Below are 21,043 nucleotides of genomic sequence, written 5' to 3' on the forward strand. Positions count from 1 at the left end.
TCCGAGAACGAGTCAGGCCCGTCCGATCCACGTGATCGGGCGGGCCTTTCGTCTGTGCGGGCTCGGGTTGCTCAGGCCGGTTCGCTCTCGTTCGTCGAGCCGCCGGAACGCCTGCTCTCCTTCTCGGCGACGAGCAGATACGCCATCATGATGCGTTTGAGCTCGGCGACGGCGTCCTCGTGGCTCTGGCCGTCCTGCACGGAGAAGTTGAGCATCGAGTAGACGATGTGCACCAACACCTGAGCCATGAGGTTGCGGCGATGCCGAGGCGTGCGCGGAGTGAGCGGTCCGAGCATGCGCGAGACCTGCTCGGCGAACTCCCGCTCGTGAATCACCCCGGTTGCGCGCGTCGACGGTGTCGATTGCATGGCGAGCCACACTTCGCGTCGCGACGGATCGGTCATCCACATGCCGGCCATGTGGTCGACGAAGTTGTTCAGGAACCGCACCCAGTCCAGGGACGGGACTTCGCCGTCGAACTCGGCGAGTTCCTGTTGGACCCCCACGAGGTCCTGGCGGTTGAGCTCGCAGACGATGACGTACTTGTTGGCGAAGAACTGGTACAGCGTGCCGATCGGGAGTTCGGCGCGCGACGCGACTTCCTCGCAGGTGAACGACTCGAATCCCACATCGCTGAGCAACTCGCGTGAGGCCTGCAGCAGTGCGTCGAACTTCCGTTGGCTGCGTTCCTGGGTGGGTCGTCGTCGAGGCATCAGTTCCTGTGTCTGTGCCGTCGACTCGAGCGCGGCGTCGAGACGGCGCGAGGACTGGGCACGAGCAGAGGATTCCACCCGGTCAGGCTATCCGGCGCGGGTGCTCGTTATCCACAACGGTCCGGTAGGTCACTCCCACCGGTTTCGGTTCTGGGGCGGACACGCGTGTTTCAGCTGGAGGTATCGAAGAAACCTGGGGTCGACGACAACTGCTGGTTCCTCATACTGTGACAAACTCCAAGACCGATTCGGACCAATTTAACCGTCAACAGGTATGGTTCAGGTAACAGAATCAAATTCCGTGCAGGGTGATCGTCGTTCGGATCCGCTGGATGACGTTCATGGTCGGGCGCCTCCACCCTGAGCACAGGGAGACTGCCTGGCAACTATTGGTATAGCGATCGAATCTGGCTCGATGCAGACAATTCTTGTCGAGCCGACCTCCGGCGAGATACTCGCCGATCGGACTACCCCGCTCGATCCCGATGCGGCTTCGGTTCTGACGACAGCGATCGAGACGATGCTCGCCGAGGCGGCAGAGCTCGACGCAAGCGTGGACGCAGTGGGTGTGGTGTACCGAACCGAGGGCGAGCGCGCCGAGTTCGCAGCCGCTCTCGGCGACGATTCCGCAGTCCTGTCCTCCGCATCCGAATCGTTCCTCGGCTGGCTCGCCACGTCGAAGGACTTCGCCGACGCGAAGACCGTCCTGCTGTACTACATGGGCGACGCGGGCGTCTCCATCTCGCTCGCCGATGCCGCAGATGCCTCGATCACCCCGGTGAAGACTGCGACGCTGGACTCGATGTCGCCCGAGCGCATCGGCAGCACCATCCCACTGGCGTGGGAAGTTGTGGATCAGTCCGGCAAGAAGCCCGAGTTCGTGGCCCTCTTCGGTGATTCTTCGAGTAATCGAGACCTGGTCGACATCCTGTCGCTCGGACTCGGTGTCCCCGTGGTGCGCGTCGGTGACGCGGATCAGGTCGCAGCCCGCGGAGCTGCGCTGCTGGCATATCAGGACGAGCCGGCTGTGGTTGCCGCTGCGCAGGAGGCGACCGAGAACTCGGAGCCGGTCGCGGCCGCCGATGCCGAGGTCGTAGCAGCCGATGAGTCCGACCAGGCCGACGCCGAGATTGCCGACTCCGGGCCCGAGGCGTCCCCCGCGGTGGTGAACGACAGGGTGGCAGCGCCGCTTCCTTCACCCGCAGTGCTGTCGGGCGTCGACGCGAAGCCGGCCCGGTCGGGAGGCTCCGGGCGCAAGCTCGTGTTCGCCGCAGTGCTGCTGGCCGGTGTGCTCTCCGCTGGTGTCGCGGTCGCTGCGACGTTGCCGGGTGAATCCGAGACGAACGCCGAGCAGGTAGTCGATCGACGCGATGCCGGTGCGGATCTGGCGGGGGCAACCAGGCAGGTGGATCCGACGACGTCCGATCCGGGTGCGGTCGTGGTTGCGCCGGTGCCGGCGATTGCGCCGCCGCCCGAGACGATTCCCCCGGCTGCGGACCCATCGACAGTTGTCGAGCCTGCACCGACATCTCAGACGTGGGCGACGCAGGATCCGCCACGTCAGGCTGTGGCGGCCCCGCAGCCGGGACCTCTGCCGTCGCCGACCGAGGTGGCCCCTCCGCAGTTCACCGTTCCTGTTCCCGTTCCGGAGCCGGGCAAGTCGCCCGAACAGCTCGAGCAGGAAGCGTGGGATCGGCACTGGCAGCAGACCGGTGAGTGGATTCATCAGGAGTTCTCCGGCCGCTGACGCTGAATCGTTCCTGTGGCGAGTGATGACAGACTGGCTACGGCCCGTCTGTCATTTTCTCGTTTGGAGGATTCATGCCCGGCGATGCGCGCCCCGTCGACGTTCGATCTGCGATCGCATCGCAGATGCCCCGAGCGAAATCCGAGTTGGCAGAGTTGGTCCGCTTCACCTCGGTGCACGATCCACGGCAGTTTCCGGTCGAGGAATGCACCGGTGCGGCGCAGTGGGTGCAGCGGGCCTTCGTCGACGCTGGCATTCCGGACGTGCAGCTGATCGAGACGATCGACGGCTCACTGGCCGTCGTCGGTTCACGGCCGGCTCGGGCAGGAGCACCGACCGTTCTGCTGTACTCGCACTACGACGTTCAACCTCCGGGTGACGGAAAACTTTGGGACAGTCAGCCTTTCGAGCTGACCGAGCGGGACGGTCGTTGGTACGGACGAGGTTCGGCGGACTGCAAGGGCAACGTGATCATGCATCTGCTGGCGCTACGGGCGCTGGGGGAGTCGCTCGAGGTCGGCGTGCGGATCGTCTGCGAGGGTTCGGAAGAGATGGGCACCGGCGGGTTGGAAGCGCTCGTGGAACAGCGCCCCGAACTGTTCTCGGCAGACATGGTGGTCATCGCCGATACCGGCAACGCACAGGTGGGCTTGCCGACGGTCACCACCACGCTCCGCGGTATCGCCAACGTGGTGGTGCATGTGGAAACCCTTGCCGGAGAGGTGCACTCGGGCATGTACGGCGGGCCAGCACCCGATGCGCTCGCCGCACTGGTGCAGGTGCTCTCGACGTTGCGCAACGAGCACGGCGACACCGTGGTCGACGGACTCGACGGAACGCAGACCTGGGACGGGGTCGAGTACGACGCCGAGCAGTTCCGTGCCGATGCCGGCGTGCTCGATGGCGTCGGGCTGGCGGGTTCGGGTTCGGTGGCCGAGGCGGTGTGGGCGCGGCCCGCTCTGACGATCCTGGGGATCGACTGCCCGCCGGTCGTGGGGTCGGCTGCGGCGATCTCGCCTCGTGCGTCGGCACGGCTCAATTTGCGGGTGCCGCCCGGGATGGATCCGCAGCGGGCTCAGGATGCGTTGGTGGCTCATCTGGAGGCGCGTACGCCCTGGAATGCGCGGGTCACCGTCGAGCGTGAGGCCATCGGGTCGCCGTTTCGGGCCGGAACCGATGGGCCGGGTTACGCGGCGCTGTCCGAAGCGTTGGAGAAGGCCTTCGGGTATCCCATGGGGACGGCAGGCCAGGGCGGGTCGATTCCGCTGTGCAACGCATTGGCTCAGGTGCTGCCGGACGCCGAGATCGTGCTGATGGGCGTCGAGGAGCCTCGGTGCCGGATCCACGCTCCCAACGAGAGCGTGGACCCGACGGAAATCGAGAAGATGGCCGTCGCCGAGGCGTTGTTCCTGCAGCGGCTCGCAGGGTCAGACAGCTAGATCGCGGCGGAGCTTGGCGACGTGGCCGGTGGCGCGGACGTTGTACTGCGCCACCTCGATCTTGCCTTCCTCGTCGACGAGGAACGTGGAGCGAATGACGCCCTCGTAGACCTTGCCGTAGTTCTTCTTCTCCCCGAACGCGCCCCACGCCTGCAGGGTCGTCTTCTCCTCGTCGGAGAGCAGCGGGAACGTCAGCTCTTCCTTGTCGCGGAACTTGGCGAGCTTGGCCGGCTTGTCGGGGGAGATGCCGATGACCTCGAGGCCTTCGCCGTTGAGCTCGGCGAGGCTGTCGCGGAAATCGCAGGCTTGCTTGGTGCAGCCCGGGGTGCTCGCGGCGGGGTAGAAGTACACGATCACCTTCTTGCCTGCGTAGTCGGCGAGGGAGACGTCGTTGCCGTCGGCATCGGGCAGGGTGAACGCCGGAGCGGTGTCGCCCGGCTCGAGCTTGCTGTATTCGGTCACCGCACGAGAGTATCGAAATATCGCCGTGCTCTAGGCTCGACTGCGACCGAGACTATTTGCAACAAGCTGGAGGACACGTGGCCAAGGACACCGACCGAATCGAGCGCGAGATCGAGGCCGCTCGCAATCAGCTCGCCAGCACCCTGGACGAGCTGAGCGTCCGTGCCAGCCCCAAGAACATCGTCGCCAACACCAAGCAGTCCGTGGTGGCCAAGCTCAACGAGCCGGCAGTGAAGTTCACCCTCCTCGGAGTGGGCGCAGTGGTGGCAGTTCTCGTGGTTCGCAGGATCTTCAACTGACCCGACAGGTGCTCCGACCAGCCGATTTCACATCTGGCGGCATCTGCTGTTAATGTTTCTCCCGCACCGCAGAGAACACGCGGTGCGGATCGGCGCCATTAGCTCAGTTGGTTAGAGCAGCTGACTCTTAATCAGCGGGTCCGGGGTTCGAATCCCTGATGGCGCACAACGAATGCCCTTGCCAGTGGAAACGCTGGCAGGGGCATTTTTTGTGGTGCATCACCGACCAAGACGTGGGTGTCGCACATCCGCGAATACAGAATGCGGACCCGCACTTCGGACCGCATACTGGCTCGCGACATGAGACTGCCTTTCGTCACCCTCGCCCTGTCCGTTCTTGTCGGGTGCCTCGTTCTCTCGGCCGCACCCGCCTCGGCGGCTCCAGACGGTGCCGATTTCTACAGTGAGCCCGTCGTCGGCCTGGAGGCATACGCACCCGGGTCCATCCTGCGCCGAGAATCCGTGCCACAGCTCGACGTTCTGGGATCGCACACCGAGCGCATTCTGTACCGGTCGGCCGATCCCCGCGATCGTGCGGTGGCTGTGTCGGGGCTGCTGGTCACGCCGACGCGTGCGTGGTCCGGCCCCGGGCCCCGGCCCGTGATCGCTTATGCGCCAGGCAGTTACGGGGTTGCCGATCGTTGCTCGGGCTCCTCGGAGCTGGGGCTGACAACCACGATGCCGGCACTGCTGCCACTACTGGCGCTGGGGTACCAGGTGGTCACGACGGACTATCAAGGGCTGGGAACCCCCGGCGAGTACGAGTTTCTGGGTCGGATCGCCAGTGCTCGCGCCGTGCTGGACTCGGCACGGGCTGCGGCAGGGGAGACCGACGCGCCTGTTGTGCTCTATGGATATTCGGCGGGCGGCGTCGCGTCGGCCGCGGCCGCGGAGCTCGCGTCCATTTACGCGCCCGATGTGTCCGTGGTCGGTGCTTTCGTCGGTGCCGCACCGACCGATCCTGTGCTGCGCGTCGAGGGCCAGGACGGCTCCGAGTCCGCCGCGACGATGCTGTACACGATCGGCGGTCTGATCGGCGCTCACCCCGACCGGGCCGAACAGATTCGGGCTCTGTTCAACGATCGAGGACGGGAAGCGCTCGATGCGGCACAGGATTTCTGCACGGTCGACGCTCTCACCTACGGACCGTTGCGATCCGAGGACCTCACTGCTGACGGCTCTTCCCTGGGAACGCTCATGACCGGGCCCGTGCTGGGTCCGATGACGCAGGAGAACACCATCGGGTTCACTGCGCCCGTCGCACCCGTGATGATCGTGCACGGCGTCCACGACACCTCCGTCGAGATCGAGCAGAGCCGAATCCTGGTGCAGCGTTGGCGCGCCGGAGGCGTCACGGACATCACCGTCCGAGAGTTCGACTTCGGAACCGATCTGGTACCCGCAGTCGACCACACGGCGGCGAACGTCGCTGCCTACCCCGAGCTGATCGGGTGGATGGATCGACTCGTCACACGGGCGTAGCTCGACGATCGAGGCGTCGTACGTGATGTAGATCACGCGTATCCGATGTGTGGTTGCTCCGTTCCGATTCGACTTATCGATCGTGCCGGATCACTTCACCGGCCAGTCGCAGGGTTCTACTGCCTCAGAGAAAGGGACCGAGAATGACCGTCACCGGAAACGGGGCCGCCGTATGAGTGGCCGCAGAAGTCTCTCCAGCCGACTCTTCGAGGGTCTGGGCCGCGTCACGTGGGGCTACGGCAAGCGGAAGCTCGACGAGCGTCGCGCACGCAAACGCGGACGCCGATAAGCCGAACGCTGGGTGTCCGATTTCGGCACCCTCGATCGGTACGGTGCACGTATGTACGGATTCGAGGTGGGCGACGGAGTCACACCGCTGAGTGGGCCGATGGCAGGTATGTACGGAACCGTGGTCTGGTTCTACGAGGACAAGCAGCAGTTGCTCGTGCGTTTCGGCGCATCACAGCAGATGTACTACGTGGCGGACGAGTTGACACGATGGGGCGAGTAGCTGCCCGCTCGACACCCATCGGAATAATTGAATCTTCACCGATGCTGTTGGAGTCGACCATCCCGAATCGAAAGGTCCCACCATGCATCTGGGCGTAGACAGTTTCGTCTCTTCCGTGACCGACCCGACCGACGGTCGGGTGATCGCTCCCGAGGAGCGAATGGGTCACCTACTGGAAGAGATCGCCCTCGCAGATCAGGTCGGGCTCTACTCGTTCGGTATCGGCGAGCACCACCGCAGCGAGTACTACGACTCGGCTCCGTCGATCATTCTTGCTGCAGCAGCCGCGCGGACCGAGAACATCCGGCTCGGCAGCGCAGTCAAAGTGCTCAGCGCCGACGATCCGGTCCGGGTCTTCCAGGAGTTCGCCACCCTCGATCTGATCTCCAAGGGCCGGATCGATCTCGTCGTGGGACGCGGATCCTTCACCGAGTCGTTCCCGCTGTTCGGTCTCGACCTGGCCGATTACGACTCGCTGTTCGCCGAGAAGCTCGACCTCCTGCTGCAGATCCGGGACAACGTCGAGGTGACTTGGTCCGGTCGGCACCGCCCGGCGCTGAACCGTCAGGGCATCTACCCACGTCCGCTGCAGGATCCGTTGCCGATCTGGGTCGGGGTCGGTGGGACTCCCGAGTCCTTCGCTCGCGCAGGGCTTCTGGGGCTCAGGCTGATGATCGCCATCATCGGCGGAGAACCACGACAGTTCGCCCCGCTCGTCGACCTCTACCGTCGCGCTGGAGCGCAGGCGGGCCATCCGCCGGAGCAGCTGAAGGTGGGCCTGCACGTGTTCGGCTTCGTTGCCGAGACCACGACGGCCGCAGCAGACACCATCTACCCCGGCTGGAACGAGATGTTCACCAAGATCTCTCGGGAGCGCGGATTCGCGCGGCCCAGTCGGCAGCAGTTCGATGCCACCGCCGGTCCTAACGGTGCGTTCTTCATGGGGGATCCGAAGACGGTGGCCGACAAGATTCAGCGAGTGAGCGAACAACTGGGCGGAGTGGATCGACTGTCGTTGCAGATGACCAATCCGCGGCTGGCACACAGCGACCTTCTGCGCGGCATCGAGCTACTCGGCACCGAAGTGGCGCCCCTGGTTGCCGGGGCGTAGCGGCCTCGACCCGAAATACCCGTCACACCGGTGGCCAAATGCCCTAGTGGCGCGTCGCCAGGGCAGCGATCGTGGGAGACGACGTAGAAACCGTCTTCGGCCAACGGAGGAACGATGGACCACACGATCGCGGCAACCACATTCGACGGACCGCTCGCGGTCGTGGTCGACGGCTCGCCCACGGACAAGGGGGTGGCCGAATGGGCGGCGCATTTCGCCCGGGCGGCATCGACATCGGTGCACCTCGTCCACGGTGCACCGAAGGACGAGTGGAGTGCGGCCGTCGCCGCCGAGCTGAACACCACCGACTTCCCGACGCGGCTGCGGCAAGAGGGTGAAGGCGTACTCGCCCGCGCCGTCGACGTCGTGCACGGAGTCGATCCCCAGGTGACGGTGGAATCGGAGGTGTCCGAACTGCCGGCTGCACGTATGGCGAAGGCACTCTCCGCGGACGCGGCGATGCTCGTCGTGGGCGCGTGCGAGTCGGGGCCGTTGCGCGACATCGTCTTCGGGTACTCGACGACGGCAATCGTCAACGCCGCGACCTGCCCGGTGCTGGTATGGCACGAGCGTCGCGACGACTCCGGAGCCGAGCCGGCCCCTGTCGCGGTGGGGGTCGATGGATCGGAGCCATCGAAGCGCGCACTGTCGGCAGCGTTCGAGATGGCGAGCATCCTGGGTGCGGAACTGCTCGCCGTCCACGTGGGTGCCGTGCACGAAACCGATCAACTCGACTACGGCCCCTCGGTCGACTGGCAGCACCTTCGTGAGGCAGAACGAAAGTGGTTGCAGGCCAACGTCGACACCTACCGGGACAAGTATCCGACGGTGCCGGTTCGGGCGGTGTCCGTCGGTGCCTCGGCGGCACACGAACTTCGGTCGATCTCCGCGACGTCCCAGGTGTTGGTAGTGGGAAGCCGCGGCCGAAATCGTTTCACAGCAGCGATACTGGGATCAGTGAGCCAGAACTTGGTGCATCACTCCGAATGCCCGGTTCTGGTGGTGCACTGACAACTCCGCCTAGTTCGAGACCCATTCCATTTCGTCGACGCCTGCGACAGGCGTCAGCAGGGAACGGACTTCACCGGCGTACATGGTGCGTTTGATCTCGCCCAGTACCTCACCGCGGGTGCTGGCCAACGCGGCTGCGCGGGCGATGGCGTCGTCGCGCACACGCTCCTGCGTCGAGACGGCGTCGACCAGACCGAGCGCCATGGCGTCGCCACCGCCGTAGCGACGTCCGGTGGTGAGCGCCTCGTGAAAGGCGTGCGGAGCCAACCGCGCCCGCACCATGTCGACGGTTCCGGGGCTGTAGGTCGCACCGATGTTGACGCCGGGGAAGCACAGGAAGCCTCGATCGGAACGCATGATGCGGTGGTCGTGTGCCATCACGAAGAACGCGGCACCGCCATAGGTGTGCCCCTGCATGGCGGCGACGGTCTGCATCGGGAACGTCAGGAAGCGCACCAGCATCTCCTGCACGGTGCCGATGAACCGATTGATCTGATCGAGGTTGTCGGCACCCCACGACAGATCTACGCCGGTGGAGAAGAACTTGCCGGTTGCCGTCGTGACCAGGGCAGCCGGGCCGGAGGAGGACTCCACCTCGTCGAGCAGTGCATTGATCTCGGCAACCCAGTCGGGGCTCATGCGATTTTCGCTGTCTTCGACGCCCCGAGTTCCGAGGTTCAGCACGAACACGTCCGCAACGCGATCCAGGTATGGCATATCCCGAACGTACCCAGTTTTTCTTGTTCTAGCTCACAACGCGAACCACGTGGCGATTTTCAGGACGAGGAGGTGGCCGACCGACGACGAATCAACTCGCGATGACCGTAGGTGGCACCGAGAATGTCCTCGCGATCTGCAACCGACGACCCGACTGCACCGGCCACCGTTCCCAGCGACGCAGCGAGCCACGCGAGGGAGAAGTAGTCGCCCAGAGTCGCGGTACGACCGATCTGCATTGCCAGGAATTCCGGTGAGATCACGACCGCCGCCGAGCCCAGCACCACGGCGAACAACAGCGCGTACATACAGAGAGCGCCGGTCAGAACGGTTCCGACGGTGGCCGCGTTGTACATCCAGCGGTCGATCGTGGAACTTCGGAACGATCGCCTCTCCCACAGGCCGTTGGGAAAGATGACCCAGACGGTCATGGCGATCACTGCGGTGAGCCCGATCATGGCCAGTCGGCCGAGGCTCATCGACGCTGCCATCTGCCAGATGCTGGCATAGAACACGCCGAAGGCGGACGCCGCGCTCGCGGCAGCGAGTGCGCCTGACAACGTCGGAACCAATCGCCACGGACGATTGCACCGAATGATCCCCGACACCAACCTGATTCGACCGAAGATGCTCGACGTCAGCAGCACCTCGTCGCCCTCCTCGGAATCACTGGAAGCCCAGCGAGACTTGAGGTACCTCCGCGGTGGTCGAGACGAATCGTCGGCTTCGATCAACTCGTGCAACACGGCCAGTGCAGCCGAGACGGCACGTCGTCGAACTGCCAGCGTTCCGAAGGAGGGCACGTACAGAGCGCCGGTCGTACCGTCACGGGTCTCGGCGATCACCGGACGCGACCCGAGACGGCGAGGAACCTCCGACACACACAACACGATGTCGTAGTCGGCGTCGGCCTTCACCGACGCGAGCCACTGTCCCAGCGGGGCCGCACCGGTTGCGGTGGGCGGGAGTGGCACCGATGCTCGGGACACGCGGATCTCTCGCCGCTGCCCGTCGATTTTCGCGTGATCGGGCAACTTGGCGACAATGGCAGACGCCACCGTCGCCGCGAAGCCGTCGTCGCTGACCACCCCCACCGAGAGCGGCGCGTCGTTTGCGTCGGTGGTGTCGTCGTTGCCGGTGGTGTCTCGGCTTGCCGATTGCGGTCGATCCGAATGCATCCCGATCGCTTACCCGATGGAACTCGAAACACACACCCGATCCGCGACGTCGAGCGAGGTTTGTCGCCGTGCAGACCGGGTAGCGCCTCGACACGAACCAATGAAAGGAAGTTCCGATGCCGGCGAAGAAGAGCGAAACCGAAGACCAGCCACAGCTGAAGGACCAGGGCCTGTACGACAAGCTCCGCGAGGAAGGCAACTCGAAGGAGAAGGCCGCCCGCATCTCGAACGCTGCCGCGACGAAAGGGCGAGATCAGATCGGTAGGAAGGGTGGAGAATCCGGATCCTACGAGGACTGGACGGTCGACGAATTGACCGAGCGAGCCAAGGAATTGGGTCTCGAGGGCTATTCCAAGCTGAACAAGGAAGAGCTGATCGACGCGTTACGCAAGCACTGATTCACCGCGGGCGAAGAGACGAGTAGTACTCCTGCTGTGATGGGTAGTAATCGTCGAAACTCGGGTGCGGGTCGCCGTTTCCGGCGGCGATGAACATGTCGAGGTAGTACTCCCACCCCGGTCCGATGTCGCCCAGACCGTCCGTGCTCGTGCAGCTGTGCACAAGCACGAGAACGGTCGCAGGGCCTGTCTCGGTCAGACGGACCTCCAGTGGCCATTCGACTTCGCCGGTCATCCGCACTGCCAGGAGGCCCGGCGGCTCACACGCGTCGATGATCATGTCCGACGCGGGCGCATCCTCCTCGAATGCCATCGTGACGCGAATGGTGTTGTGCGAGATCCGCTCCCACGGACCGAACCACTGTGCCGTCCAGGACGATTCGGTGAGGCGTGCCCACACGTCCTCACGCGGAGCCGAGATGGTTCTGGTCAGCTCGAGAGCGACGCCGGTGTCGGTGCTGCGCAACGTTCCTGTGGGGGTAGGTGCCATCGACCGATTATGCATCTCGGTCAGCTCGGGGCGTAGAGCTTCTCCACCAGGCCGAGGGTCCACAGCGCGGTCAGTGGGCCGCCGTCGTTGGTGAACTTGTCGGTCCGGACGATGCGGTCGGTGCGCACCGCCGGCAATCCGGTCCAGAGCGGGTTGGCGTTCATCGCCTGCAGATCCTGCTCGGACGTGATGGCGGCAATCATGGCCACCGCGTCGGATGCGGCAGTGACATTCTCGGGGCCGTACTCGATTTCGGGATCGGCGTCGTTCCAAGCGGAGGCGAACCGGGCTCCCACGTCTCCGAGCACGATGGACGGCACTCGTTGCCTGCCCACCGAAATTCCACCTTCCTCGGACGTACTGATCGGCAGGACCGCGGTGTTCGCGATCGCGTCGGCATGCCGCACGATGAGCTCGTCGACGCGAGAGTCGTACTCGGCCACGATCGTTGCCGCTCGGTCCTGCAGGTTCAGTGCATCACCTACCGTGGTCACGTCCTGTTGCCAGCTGACACCGCTGCCGGTGGACCCCACCGGCAGCACCGGTGCGATGTCGCTGAGCTGGCCGTATATCTCCTCGACCACTTCGTCGCGCCCGATGATCAGATCCGGCGCGACTCGCGCGACCGCCTCGAGGTCGACCGTGTTGCGGGGATACAGCTCCGGCACGCCGTCGGCGAGCAACATCCGAGTCGGTTCGGTCAGCGGCCCGGCCATCTCCGGCGGAGCCTCGGTTTCCACCGGCATCCCGACTATGGGTAGGTCGAAGGCCAGCGCGATGTCGAGATCGCGTCGGCCGTCGATCACAACCACCGAGTCGATCCGTTCCGGCACCACGATCGTCCCGAACTGTGTGGTGACCGGTCGGCCTGCCGCGTCGTCCGCCGGCTCGGCAGCGGAACTGCACGACGTGATCAGCGATACGGCAACAAATGCGGCAACGGTTACGGGCGCGAGGGGGAGAGTCTTCACTAGTTAAGTAAAGCAAACCTAAGTCGGAAGTGAAGAACCGGTCAGTCGTCGAACTCGATGCGGACCGAGATCGGATCGGTCTGGAGCGCTCGGAAGCCGGCTCCGATGATGCGTCCGAGGACGGGATTGCCGGAGAACGACCGCGCTCTGACGACGACATCGTCATCGGGAACGAATGTGGCTGTGCCGGTGCGCCATCGGTTGCCCACGCGAATTCGGATTCTGGGCTCGTCTGTGATGTTTGCGCCCCAACCGGACCTGGTGCCGTGCTGCGACACCAGCCACGCACCGGAATCGTCGAATGCCGCCGACACCGGCACGCGACGGGCGAGCCCGGTCTTGCGTCCTATGGTCTCGAGGTCGGTCACCAGGGAGGTCGTCACTCCCAGCGACGTCAATCCGTTCTCGATGGGATTGGCGACATACTTTCCGATCAAGCGCTCGCGGCGAAACTTCGTCACGGCAGCAGAGGTGTCCACCCGAGCGGAGCTTCGACGATTACGGAACGCGTCCCAGCCGTTGCGCTGCAGCATCGTGGCCGCAGTCTTCCATGCCGGGCGGCTCGAATTCGGCTGCCGCCCAGCGCCGATGAGCTGCAACTGGTCGGTGTGCCACTGCAGATCGAGAGCGCCGTTGATCTGCTTGAACGCGCTGGACTTCGACGGGACGCGCAGAGCCACGCGCGGCGATTCGACTCGATCGACTGTGCCGTCGACCAGTGATGTCGCGACGGCCGGGGCGAGGGCAGTCGGACGGCCGAGACCGACCATGTCGCACTCACCCGATTGCACTGCCGCGCTCATGACCGAGCGGGTACGGAAGCCGCCGGTGACCGCCAGTGGCACTGTTCCGGCCGCGTCGCGCACGGTCCGCGCGTACTCCAGGAAGTACGCCTCCCGATCGCGGGTGCTCGCGGTGCCCATCATCGCGGGTGATTCGTAACTGCCACCGCTGATTTCGATCAGATCTATCGATTCCCGAACGAGATGCTCGACGGTGATGCGTGATTCTTCCTCGCTGAACCCGCCGCGTTGGAAGTCCGCCGAGTTCAGCTTGATTCCCACCGCGAAACTCGGCGACACCGCCGCTCTGATTGCGTGGACGACTTCGATCACGAACCGCATGCGTCCGTCGAGGTCCCCGCCCCAGGCGTCGTCGCGCATGTTCGACAGAGGGGAGAGGAACTGCGACACCAGGTAGCCGTGCGCACCGTGGATCTGGACGCCGTCGAAACCGGCCGTCTCGGCCACGGCCGCCGCGGTGGCGAATCGGCCGATGATGTCGTGAATCTCGTTCTCGCTCAACGCGCGAGGTGCCGGGATACCCGGAATGTTGGGGGCGATGGCGGACGGTGCTACGGGCTTGGTGCGAGTGACGATCGGATTGGCCTGCCGGCCAGGGTGATTGAGCTGCATCCAGATGGGGGCACCGCCGTCGGACGTCGCTTTCGCCCAACGGGCAAGCGCTTCACGGTCTCGGTCGTCCTCGATGACGACATTGCCCGGTTCGCCGAGATGGGACCGATCGACCATCACGTTGCCGGTCACCACCAGGCCGTAGCCGCCGGCACCCCACTGGCGGTACAGCGTTTCGAGGCGGGAGTCCGGGCCGTGCTCGGCGGTGGACAGTCCTTCGCTGAGCGCTGCCTTCATCACACGATTCGGCAGGATCTGCCCGCAGGCGAGGGTGAGCGGGCTGCTCAGGTCGATCACGTCGGTGTCAGGGGACATGCGTTGCTCCGGTTCCGGGACTGCGGCTCCAGCTATGATGGACAACATAGCTACAGAACGACTGTAGGTGTAACGAGACGTCACGTCAATCATTGTGGCGTCCGTGGGAGGGGTTCGGATGACGAATCGAAGCAGTGCTCGGGACGACATGCTGCGCAGCGCTGCCCAGCTGTTTCGTCGACGCGGCGTCGACGCCACCTCGCTGGCCGACGTTATCGATCACGCGGGCGCTCCCCGCGGCTCGATCTATCACCACTTTCCCCGCGGCAAGCCTCAGCTGGTGGAAGAGGCGACGCGTACTGCGGGAGCCGAGATGAGCGCGATGATCTCGGCCGGCCTGGCGTCGGCCGGTCCGTCGGCGACCGTACGGGCCATTCTCGAGGGATTCCGCAGCGAACTGCTGGCCACGGATTTCGTGGCGGGGTGTCCCGTCGCGCCGGCCGCGCTCGAGGGGCTGCATGCGCCGCAGGCCGTTGCCGCGGCGGGTGAGTCCTTCTCGTCCTGGGAGGACGTGATCGCGGCGTCCCTGTGGCAGCGCGGATTGACTCGCGAGCGGTCGTACGCGTTGGCGACCTTTGCGATCGCGGCCATCGAAGGTGCGCTGATCATGGCCAAGGCGCAGCGCTCGACCACGGCTCTGGATCGGACCGAGGGGGAGTTGTCGGCGCTGCTCGAGGCGGTTCTGGAGGCCTCGGCGGGCCGCTGACGTCGACCGGGAAGAGTCGGGCGATGTTGCTATAACTATCAGTTACAGCTAACTTCCCTTCATGAACTATGCCGACCGTCATAGTCGAAGGGATTCCGATGTCGTCACCCACCACCTCCAGTCAGCCAGTGAAGTTGCCGCAGTTCCGTCGGCGATGCCTCGCGCTGATCGTGATCTGCGCAGCCGAGCTGCTCGTCGTGCTGGACAACACCGTCGTCAACGTCGCGCTGCCCTCGATGGGACTGCAGCTACGTGCCGATATGAGCGGCCTGCAGTGGGTCGTCGACGCATACACATTGACGTTCGCCGGACTGCTGTTGGCGTTCGGTCACCTCGGCGATCGCTACGGCCGCAAGAAGGTCATGATTTTCGGGCTGGCGGGCATCGCTGTGATGTCGATCGGCGGCGCTGTCGCCGCCGATCTGGGACAGGTGATCGCGGCGCGAGCGGCCATGGGAGTGTGTGCGGCCGCAGTGTTTCCGGCGACCCTTGCCCTGATCATCAACATCTTCACCGATGCCAAGGAGCGAGCGCTGGCCATCGCGGCCTGGACTGCCATGGCGGGCTTTGCCATCGCAATCGGCCCGACTGCCGGTGGGTTTCTGCTCGAGCACTTCTCGTGGCACTCGGTGTTCTGGATCAATGTTCCTGTGGCACTGCTCGTTCTGGTGGCCGCGCTGGCCTGCGTACCGGAGTCCAGAGCAGAGCACGTCGGGAAGTACGACCCCCTGGGTATTGCGCTGTCGTTGGCCGGCATCACCGTGCTGGTCTGGGCGATCATCGAAGCGCCACACAACGGTTGGCTGTCTGCAACGAGCATCGGAGCCTACCTGGCAGGATCGGCAGCCATCGTCGCGTTCGTGTGGTGGGAGCTGCGGACACCGTCTCCGGTACTGGACCTGAACCTGTTTCGGAACCGGCGATTCTCACTGCCCGCCTTGGCCATTGCCGTGGCGTACTTCGGTATGTTCGGCTTCCTGTTCATGATCACCCAGTACTTCCAGGGTGTGATGGAGTTGACCCCACTGCAGTTCGGCGTTCACTCACTGCCCTTCGCAGTATCCATCGCCATCGGTGCGCCGCTGGCGACGATCATTGCGCAACGCATCGGAACCACGGCGGTGATCGTTTTCGGGCTGATGGTGATGAGCATCGGGATGTTCATCGCAGGTCAGGTGGAGGTCGAAACGCCCTATCTGGGGCCGGTTCTCGTTTCGATGGTGCTGATGGGCCTCGGCTTGGCGATCGTGCAGGGCCCTGCCACCGAGTCGATCATGTCCTCGGTGACGCTCGACGAAGCAGGTGCGGGCTCCGCGGTGAACGACACCACCCGAGAGGTCGGCGGAACGCTCGGAGTTGCCGTGCTCGGATCGATCGTCGCGTCGATCTACACCTCACAGGTGAGTCCGAAGATCGACGCGATACCCGACGCGATCATGGAGCCCTACCAAAAGGCGTTCGCTCGCGAAACGGTCGTCAGCGTCATCGAAATCGTGAAAGCGCCCACCGACCCGATCTTCGCGACGCAGAAGGCCGACCTGATCCACGCGATGAAAGCGGCCTCGCTGGAGGGCTTCAGCTCGCGTCGTTCGTGACCGTCGGTGCCGCTGTGGCATGTGCGCTTGCCGTCGCATTGTTCCTACCGTGGCGACGACCCGAGGGAAACGGTGTGCTACTTGCGTGGCGCGACACCGCAGAGGGCGACAAGATCAGTTGAACGGCGTGCCGCCGGTGACCGCGATGGTCTCGCCGGTGATGTAGCTCGACTCGTTCGATGCCAGGAAGACGTATGCCGGTGCCAGCTCTGCGGGTTGACCCGGCCGTCCCAGCGGGACGGTCTCGCCGAACTTCTCGTACTTCTCCGCCGGCATTGTGGCCGGGATCAGCGGCGTCCAAATAGGCCCGGGTGCAACGGCATTGACGCGAATTCCGCGTTCGGCGAGATCTCCGGCGAGACCCTTGGTGAACGCCACGATTCCGGCCTTGGTGGTGGCGTAGTCCATCAACTCGGGAGAGGGATTCGATGCCTGGATCGAGGTGGTGTTGATGATGGTGGAACCCGCGTCCATGATTTCGGCAGCGCGTTTCGAGATCCAGAACAGGGCGTACAAGTTGGTCTTGAGTACGCGATCGAACTGCTCGGTGGTGATGTCTGCGATGCCGCCCATCTGCGCCATCTGAAACGCGGCGTTGTTGACGACGATGTCGAGCCCGCCGAGAACCTCGGACGCGGTGTCGACCAATTGCACGCACTGCGACTCGTCGGTCAGATCACAGGCGATGGCTCTACCGGCGCGGCCCGCTCCCTCGATGAGGTCGACGGTGGTCTGCGCGTCCGGACCTTCGGATTCGAGGTGTGCAATGACGACGTCGGCACCCTCGCGCGCGAATGCCAGTGCAACGGCACGGCCGATACCCGAGTCGCCGCCGGTGACCAATGCTTTACGGCCGTGCAGGCGATCCGATCCACGGTAGGAATCCTCGCCGTGATCGGGAGCGGTGACCATGTCGCGGGTCAGTCCGGGGTGCTCGAGACGACCCTGTTCGGCCCGATCGGGCATCGGAAACGCGGTGGTCGGGTCGGATTTGCTGAACTGGTCGGACATTGTCGATCCTTGCCTCGGTGTGCGTGAAATGCTCCACGCGGCAAGTCGAACGAGCCGCTTCGATTCCGTGGAGACGACTCGCGGCACATGTGCCGTCCGGAGTCGCTGTCCTCCTCGGGTTTGCCGAATCGGCCGGACCGCAAACCTCCACCGGTCAGGCGGCGCGCGGATCCGCCCCGATCGTCGCCGCGCCCAGTGCGTCGAGAACGATGCGCGCGGGCCGCGTCGGAGCGAAGACCTCGAGGCGGCCCGCGCTGCGTGCTACAGCGTCGAGGACCACGCACGCAGACCCCGAGTACATGAACGTCACTGCCGACAAGTCGAGCAGCACAACGGATTCACCGCGTAAGGCCTCGTCGATCGCCTGCGCCAGATCGGCACGAGACCCATGGTCGAGATCGCCCGTCGCGCGGACGACAGTCAGACGAGGGGAGTAGAGCTCGGTGCCGATGAAGTAATGAGCGTTGCCGCGCCCGACACGTGCGAGGCGAGAATCGAAGTGGTCGGTGACAGTCACGGTGCGAACCTCTCAGTTCGGATGGCCTAACGACCGACGTGCACGGGGCGGAACCCGAGGGCTACAGGTTCCAGTGCATGCCGTGCGGCAATCCTGACAGCGCAACGTCACCGAATCGAGGCCTGATCATCACGGACCGATAGCTAGTCGGTAACGAAAAGGTAACGGCAGATGTGACGCCGCTGAGCGTCTTTCAGGGCAGGTCGTTCAGGGCAGTGTGTGGCCTGCCGTCCGGAACAGGCGGTACCACTCCTGCCTGGTCAGGCGTAGGTCCGAACCGCCGGCGGCTTCGACGACTCGATCGGGATTCGTGGTTCCGAGCACAACCTGAATATCGGCCGGGTGCCTGGTGATCCAGGCCGTTGCCACCGCCGACGGGGTCGAGCCGTGTACGTGGGCGATCTCGTCCAGTGCCACGTTCAGATCGGGATAGTTCTCGCGGTCGCCCACGAACACACCGGAGGATGTCCCGCTCTGGAACGGTGACCACGCCTGCAGGGTGATGCCGCGCGTTCGCGCGTAGTCCAGCAAACCGTTGTCGCGGTCGATCGACTGATCCTCGGTGCCCATGTTGGCGGTCAGGCCCGCCGCGATCAACGGCGAGTGCACGATGCTCAGCTGTACTTGATCGAACAGAATGGGTTGATTCACAGCAGTTTTCAGCAACTCGATCTGGCCGGGTGTGTGATTGGAGACGCCGAAGCCGAGGACCTTGCCCGACGCGTGCAGGTGGTCGAATGCTGCTGCAACCTCTTCCGGCTCGACGAGGGTGTCCGGCCGATGCAACAGAAGGGTGTCCAGGTGGTCGACGCCGAGGGCCTCGAGTGACGCCTCGACCGTAGTGACGATGTGATCCTCGGAGAAGTCGAACCAGCCCTCGCGAATGCCCACCTTGCTCTGAATGCTGATGCGCTCGCGCTGCGACGGGGTCAACGTCACCGCATCGCCGAATCGTTTCTCGCACGTGTGCGGTGACCCGCCGTAGATGTCGGCGTGGTCGAACACCGTCACGCCCACGTCGAGCGCGGTGGCCACCAATCTCCTGATCCGGTCGTCGTCCAGATCGGTGATTCGCATGAACCCCAGCACGATGCTCGAGACTTCGGTCCCGGTGTGGGGGAGGGAGAAGGTTCGCATGTCGGTTACTCGAACTCCAGACGCATGGATTGGGTGGTTGCCTGCAGCAGCAGGGCGAAGCCGGTGAAGGAGATGACGATCGGAGCCCACAGAACCACTGCCACGAACGTATCCACACCGCGTTCGACGACGATGTAGACCGCGACGACCGTGGTGCCGAGCAGGCAGAGAGCAATGTGGGTGGCCAGCCGCCACTTGTCGAAGAAGAAGCCGGCAAGCATGCCGATCGGGATGAGGAACGCGCATTTGCCGAGCGTGACCTCGGGTGCGAAATCTGCCGTGATGGTGGCACCGAAAATTGCGAAGTTGGCGATGACGACGAAGGCGAACGCCTGTCCGAGCGTCGGCCATGGACCGAACCACCAGAACGCGCCCATGATGTACGCGGCGATCATGCACGTCCACTGCACGATCGACGGGATCGCCGTCGTGGCTCCGTAGCCGAATGCGAGCTCGAGGGTCACGACCACAGCCATGGCCAGGGCTGCAGCGGAGACGATGCGTTTGACGGCGGTGGTCAACGCGAGGCTGGTCATGACGCCGATACACCATTGATAATGCTCGTTGGATCTCGTCACGGCGCGAGTCATATCAGCCCCCATCGTTCCCATCGGGCCCCGATTCAAACACAGCCGTCGGGGCCGGGGGTCGGCTTCGTTCGATTTCCTAACCGAATACGCGCGGTCGGGCGGTCTGTCAGTCGGTGAGACGGTGCAGAAGTTCGGGCAGTGTCCGGCCGATGTCGTGGCGGCTGGCAACACGGTGTCTCGCAGTGTCCCCGAGTGCGCGTCGTCGGTTCGAATCGCCGATGACCGTGGAAATGGCTGCGGCAAGGGCTGCTACGTTGCCGGGTTCGACGAGAATTCCTGCACCGTCGGCGAGGAACTCGTGGGTGCCGCCGTGGTCGGTTCCGATCACCGGCAGCCCGTGTGACATCGCTTCGAGCACCGACAACGGACCCGCCTCCGGCGACGTGCTCGAGGAAACGACCACGTCCCACCTCTGTAGCGCCGATTTCGCGTCCGTGTGCCCGAGGAACTCGACACGACCCGCGAGGTCCGATCGAGACGCTCGCTCGTGAAGTTCTGCGACGTAGTCACGATCACCGGGGAAGCTGCCGCCGGCGAGTTCGACACGGATCTCGGGGAGTGTGGCCACGGCGTCGAGCAGAACTCGATGGCCCTTCCACGGCGTGAGGAGGGCAAGTATGCCGACGACCGGCGGGGCGTGCAGCTCACCGCCGAAACGCGGAACCGGCCATGGAACTCCGTTGTGTGACACCACGACCGGGAGTCCGGCCGCGCGCAGGGGTACAGCGGTGGCTTCCGATACCGAGACTGCGACGCGAACGGCCGACCGTGCGAACCGCACCACCACGCGCTGCTTGGCAGAGGTCATGGTGTCGTGGACGAGCCACGACGCACCGCGAGGAGGACGGGCCAACCGTGCGACCGGGAGCGCGAAGAGTGAGTTCACGACGGTGACGGTGCCCGGCGCCCGGGCAACCGTACGCACCGCGCGGGCTGCGGTGACCCACCGCGCCGACATGCGTGCCGCTGCGACGCCTCGGGCGGCTCCTCGTTCACCACCGAGCCCCAGCTCGCCGATGGGGATGTGTCGCGTCGTCGTGGGCACTCGGTCGGTCAGGGGGCCGGGGGGACAGGCGATCACAGTGTCGTAGCCGCGGCGATCGGCCTCGTCTATCAGATCCAGTAGCACCTTCTCGGCACCGGATACCTGCCCGGTGTGGGCCAGGAACAGCACTGTCGATCCAGAGGTCATGATCGAGCCCCGTCTGTGCTGTGAGGGTGATTCGAC

General features: G+C 64.7%; 21 protein-coding genes, 1 tRNA gene and 1 pseudogene. 11 read left to right on the forward strand and 12 right to left on the reverse strand.

The annotated features are described in order from the left end of the window. Nucleotides 1-71: 71 nt before the first annotated feature. Nucleotides 72-713: a TetR/AcrR family transcriptional regulator gene (locus tag QM590_RS18015; RefSeq protein ID WP_149406378.1), complete on the reverse strand. Its 642-nt coding sequence runs from the start codon at nt 711-713 to the stop codon at nt 72-74. A gap of 415 nt (nt 714-1,128) precedes the next feature. Here QM590_RS18015 and QM590_RS18020 point away from each other — a divergent pair, with 415 nt between their 5' ends. Next, complete coding sequence (locus QM590_RS18020) at nt 1,129-2,460, forward strand: hypothetical protein (protein ID WP_269595860.1); 1,332 nt, start codon at nt 1,129-1,131, stop codon at nt 2,458-2,460. 74 nt (nt 2,461-2,534) lie between these two features. Next, nucleotides 2,535-3,899 (forward strand): dipeptidase, encoded by a 1,365-nt coding sequence (locus QM590_RS18025; RefSeq protein WP_269595859.1) that lies wholly within the window; start codon nt 2,535-2,537, stop codon nt 3,897-3,899. Here QM590_RS18025 and bcp read toward each other — a convergent pair. Continuing rightward, nucleotides 3,888-4,361 carry a thioredoxin-dependent thiol peroxidase gene (bcp, locus tag QM590_RS18030; protein ID WP_032370166.1) on the reverse strand — a complete coding sequence of 158 codons (474 nt, stop codon included), beginning with the start codon at nt 4,359-4,361 and terminating at the stop codon, nt 3,888-3,890. The two genes, QM590_RS18025 and bcp, sit on opposite strands and share 12 nt — an antisense overlap. A gap of 77 nt (nt 4,362-4,438) precedes the next feature. Here bcp and QM590_RS18035 point away from each other — a divergent pair, with 77 nt between their 5' ends. From QM590_RS18035 to QM590_RS18060, 6 genes are all read left to right on the forward strand, one after another. Continuing rightward, nucleotides 4,439-4,660 carry a DUF3618 domain-containing protein gene (locus QM590_RS18035; RefSeq protein ID WP_032375974.1) on the forward strand — a complete coding sequence of 74 codons (222 nt, stop codon included), beginning with the start codon at nt 4,439-4,441 and terminating at the stop codon, nt 4,658-4,660. A 92-nt stretch (nt 4,661-4,752) separates the two neighbouring features. Beyond that, nucleotides 4,753-4,826: transfer RNA gene (locus QM590_RS18040), tRNA-Lys, on the forward strand. A 134-nt stretch (nt 4,827-4,960) separates the two neighbouring features. Further along, nucleotides 4,961-6,142, forward strand: a complete 1,182-nt coding sequence (locus QM590_RS18045) for a lipase family protein (protein ID WP_269595858.1) — start codon at nt 4,961-4,963, stop codon at nt 6,140-6,142. 340 nt (nt 6,143-6,482) lie between these two features. Then, entirely contained in the window at nt 6,483-6,653 is a 171-nt protein-coding gene (locus QM590_RS18050) for a KOW domain-containing RNA-binding protein (RefSeq protein ID WP_269595857.1), read from the forward strand. 82 nt (nt 6,654-6,735) lie between these two features. Further along, the gene (locus tag QM590_RS18055) at nt 6,736-7,764 is read left to right on the forward strand and encodes an LLM class flavin-dependent oxidoreductase (RefSeq protein WP_269595856.1); all 1,029 of its coding nucleotides are present in this window, start codon (nt 6,736-6,738) and stop codon (nt 7,762-7,764) included. A gap of 114 nt (nt 7,765-7,878) precedes the next feature. Continuing rightward, entirely contained in the window at nt 7,879-8,775 is an 897-nt protein-coding gene (locus QM590_RS18060) for a universal stress protein (protein WP_269595855.1), read from the forward strand. A gap of 9 nt (nt 8,776-8,784) precedes the next feature. Here the strand turns inward: QM590_RS18060 and QM590_RS18065 are convergent, their stop codons facing one another. Further along, nucleotides 8,785-9,492, reverse strand: coding sequence for an enoyl-CoA hydratase/isomerase family protein (locus QM590_RS18065; protein ID WP_269595854.1), 708 nt, complete (start codon nt 9,490-9,492; stop codon nt 8,785-8,787). 59 nt (nt 9,493-9,551) lie between these two features. Next, the gene (locus QM590_RS18070; protein WP_269595853.1) at nt 9,552-10,670 is read right to left on the reverse strand and encodes a hypothetical protein; all 1,119 of its coding nucleotides are present in this window, start codon (nt 10,668-10,670) and stop codon (nt 9,552-9,554) included. Between the two features lie 116 nt (nt 10,671-10,786). On the opposite strand from QM590_RS18070, the gene QM590_RS18075 reads away from it, so the two are divergent. Next, nucleotides 10,787-11,068 carry a Rho termination factor N-terminal domain-containing protein gene (locus QM590_RS18075; protein WP_269595852.1) on the forward strand — a complete coding sequence of 94 codons (282 nt, stop codon included), beginning with the start codon at nt 10,787-10,789 and terminating at the stop codon, nt 11,066-11,068. A 1-nt stretch (nt 11,069) separates the two neighbouring features. Here the strand turns inward: QM590_RS18075 and QM590_RS18080 are convergent, their stop codons facing one another. Genes QM590_RS18080 through QM590_RS18090 form a run of 3 tightly spaced genes read right to left on the reverse strand, consistent with a single transcriptional unit; the run spans nt 11,070 to nt 14,259 of the window. Beyond that, entirely contained in the window at nt 11,070-11,558 is a 489-nt protein-coding gene (locus tag QM590_RS18080; protein WP_269595851.1) for an SRPBCC domain-containing protein, read from the reverse strand. A gap of 20 nt (nt 11,559-11,578) precedes the next feature. Continuing rightward, nucleotides 11,579-12,529, reverse strand: coding sequence for an ABC transporter substrate-binding protein (locus QM590_RS18085; protein WP_269595850.1), 951 nt, complete (start codon nt 12,527-12,529; stop codon nt 11,579-11,581). 41 nt (nt 12,530-12,570) lie between these two features. Then, nucleotides 12,571-14,259 (reverse strand): nitroreductase family deazaflavin-dependent oxidoreductase, encoded by a 1,689-nt coding sequence (locus QM590_RS18090; protein WP_269595849.1) that lies wholly within the window; start codon nt 14,257-14,259, stop codon nt 12,571-12,573. Nucleotides 14,260-14,377: 118 nt separating this feature from the next. Between QM590_RS18090 and QM590_RS18095 the strand changes: the two genes are divergently transcribed. Then, the gene (locus QM590_RS18095) at nt 14,378-14,965 is read left to right on the forward strand and encodes a TetR/AcrR family transcriptional regulator (RefSeq protein ID WP_262498397.1); all 588 of its coding nucleotides are present in this window, start codon (nt 14,378-14,380) and stop codon (nt 14,963-14,965) included. A gap of 98 nt (nt 14,966-15,063) precedes the next feature. Further along, nucleotides 15,064-16,682, forward strand: a pseudogene (locus QM590_RS18100) (MFS transporter). Here QM590_RS18100 and QM590_RS18105 read toward each other — a convergent pair. From QM590_RS18105 to QM590_RS18125, 5 genes are all read right to left on the reverse strand, one after another. After that, a complete protein-coding gene (locus tag QM590_RS18105; RefSeq protein WP_269595848.1) occupies nt 16,675-17,571 on the reverse strand; it encodes an SDR family oxidoreductase in 897 nt (298 codons plus the stop codon). The pseudogene QM590_RS18100 and the gene QM590_RS18105 sit on opposite strands and share 8 nt — an antisense overlap. Nucleotides 17,572-17,725: 154 nt before the next feature. After that, complete coding sequence (locus tag QM590_RS18110; RefSeq protein ID WP_269595847.1) at nt 17,726-18,088, reverse strand: STAS domain-containing protein; 363 nt, start codon at nt 18,086-18,088, stop codon at nt 17,726-17,728. A 207-nt stretch (nt 18,089-18,295) separates the two neighbouring features. After that, nucleotides 18,296-19,225 carry an aldo/keto reductase gene (locus QM590_RS18115; protein ID WP_269595846.1) on the reverse strand — a complete coding sequence of 310 codons (930 nt, stop codon included), beginning with the start codon at nt 19,223-19,225 and terminating at the stop codon, nt 18,296-18,298. A 5-nt stretch (nt 19,226-19,230) separates the two neighbouring features. Further along, nucleotides 19,231-19,761 (reverse strand): giguanylate cyclase, encoded by a 531-nt coding sequence (locus tag QM590_RS18120; RefSeq protein WP_269595845.1) that lies wholly within the window; start codon nt 19,759-19,761, stop codon nt 19,231-19,233. Nucleotides 19,762-19,921: 160 nt separating this feature from the next. Then, on the reverse strand, nt 19,922-21,007 hold the full coding sequence (locus tag QM590_RS18125; RefSeq protein ID WP_269595844.1) for a glycosyltransferase family 4 protein: 1,086 nt from the start codon (nt 21,005-21,007) through the stop codon (nt 19,922-19,924). Between the last annotated feature and the right edge of the window lie 36 nt (nt 21,008-21,043).

Origin of the sequence: Rhodococcus sp. IEGM 1372, assembly GCF_030056835.1 — a bacterium.
In the GTDB taxonomy this organism is placed as follows: Bacteria; Actinomycetota; Actinomycetes; order Mycobacteriales; family Mycobacteriaceae; genus Rhodococcoides.

What these genes read in the sequence shown, in the direction of transcription:
- QM590_RS18015 (WP_149406378.1), bottom strand. Translation starts at nt 713, where the DNA reads ATGCCTCGACGACGACCCACCCAGGAACGCAGCCAACGGAAGTTCGAC.
- QM590_RS18020 (WP_269595860.1), top strand. Translation starts at nt 1,129, where the DNA reads ATGCAGACAATTCTTGTCGAGCCGACCTCCGGCGAGATACTCGCCGAT.
- QM590_RS18025 (WP_269595859.1), top strand. Translation starts at nt 2,535, where the DNA reads ATGCCCGGCGATGCGCGCCCCGTCGACGTTCGATCTGCGATCGCATCG.
- QM590_RS18045 (WP_269595858.1), top strand. Translation starts at nt 4,961, where the DNA reads ATGAGACTGCCTTTCGTCACCCTCGCCCTGTCCGTTCTTGTCGGGTGC.
- QM590_RS18050 (WP_269595857.1), top strand. Translation starts at nt 6,483, where the DNA reads ATGTACGGATTCGAGGTGGGCGACGGAGTCACACCGCTGAGTGGGCCG.
- QM590_RS18055 (WP_269595856.1), top strand. Translation starts at nt 6,736, where the DNA reads ATGCATCTGGGCGTAGACAGTTTCGTCTCTTCCGTGACCGACCCGACC.
- QM590_RS18060 (WP_269595855.1), top strand. Translation starts at nt 7,879, where the DNA reads ATGGACCACACGATCGCGGCAACCACATTCGACGGACCGCTCGCGGTC.
- QM590_RS18065 (WP_269595854.1), bottom strand. Translation starts at nt 9,492, where the DNA reads ATGCCATACCTGGATCGCGTTGCGGACGTGTTCGTGCTGAACCTCGGA.
- QM590_RS18070 (WP_269595853.1), bottom strand. Translation starts at nt 10,670, where the DNA reads ATGCATTCGGATCGACCGCAATCGGCAAGCCGAGACACCACCGGCAAC.
- QM590_RS18075 (WP_269595852.1), top strand. Translation starts at nt 10,787, where the DNA reads ATGCCGGCGAAGAAGAGCGAAACCGAAGACCAGCCACAGCTGAAGGAC.
- QM590_RS18080 (WP_269595851.1), bottom strand. Translation starts at nt 11,558, where the DNA reads ATGGCACCTACCCCCACAGGAACGTTGCGCAGCACCGACACCGGCGTC.
- QM590_RS18090 (WP_269595849.1), bottom strand. Translation starts at nt 14,259, where the DNA reads ATGTCCCCTGACACCGACGTGATCGACCTGAGCAGCCCGCTCACCCTC.
- QM590_RS18095 (WP_262498397.1), top strand. Translation starts at nt 14,378, where the DNA reads ATGACGAATCGAAGCAGTGCTCGGGACGACATGCTGCGCAGCGCTGCC.
- QM590_RS18105 (WP_269595848.1), bottom strand. Translation starts at nt 17,571, where the DNA reads ATGTCCGACCAGTTCAGCAAATCCGACCCGACCACCGCGTTTCCGATG.
- QM590_RS18115 (WP_269595846.1), bottom strand. Translation starts at nt 19,225, where the DNA reads ATGCGAACCTTCTCCCTCCCCCACACCGGGACCGAAGTCTCGAGCATC.
- QM590_RS18120 (WP_269595845.1), bottom strand. Translation starts at nt 19,761, where the DNA reads ATGACCAGCCTCGCGTTGACCACCGCCGTCAAACGCATCGTCTCCGCT.
- QM590_RS18125 (WP_269595844.1), bottom strand. Translation starts at nt 21,007, where the DNA reads ATGACCTCTGGATCGACAGTGCTGTTCCTGGCCCACACCGGGCAGGTA.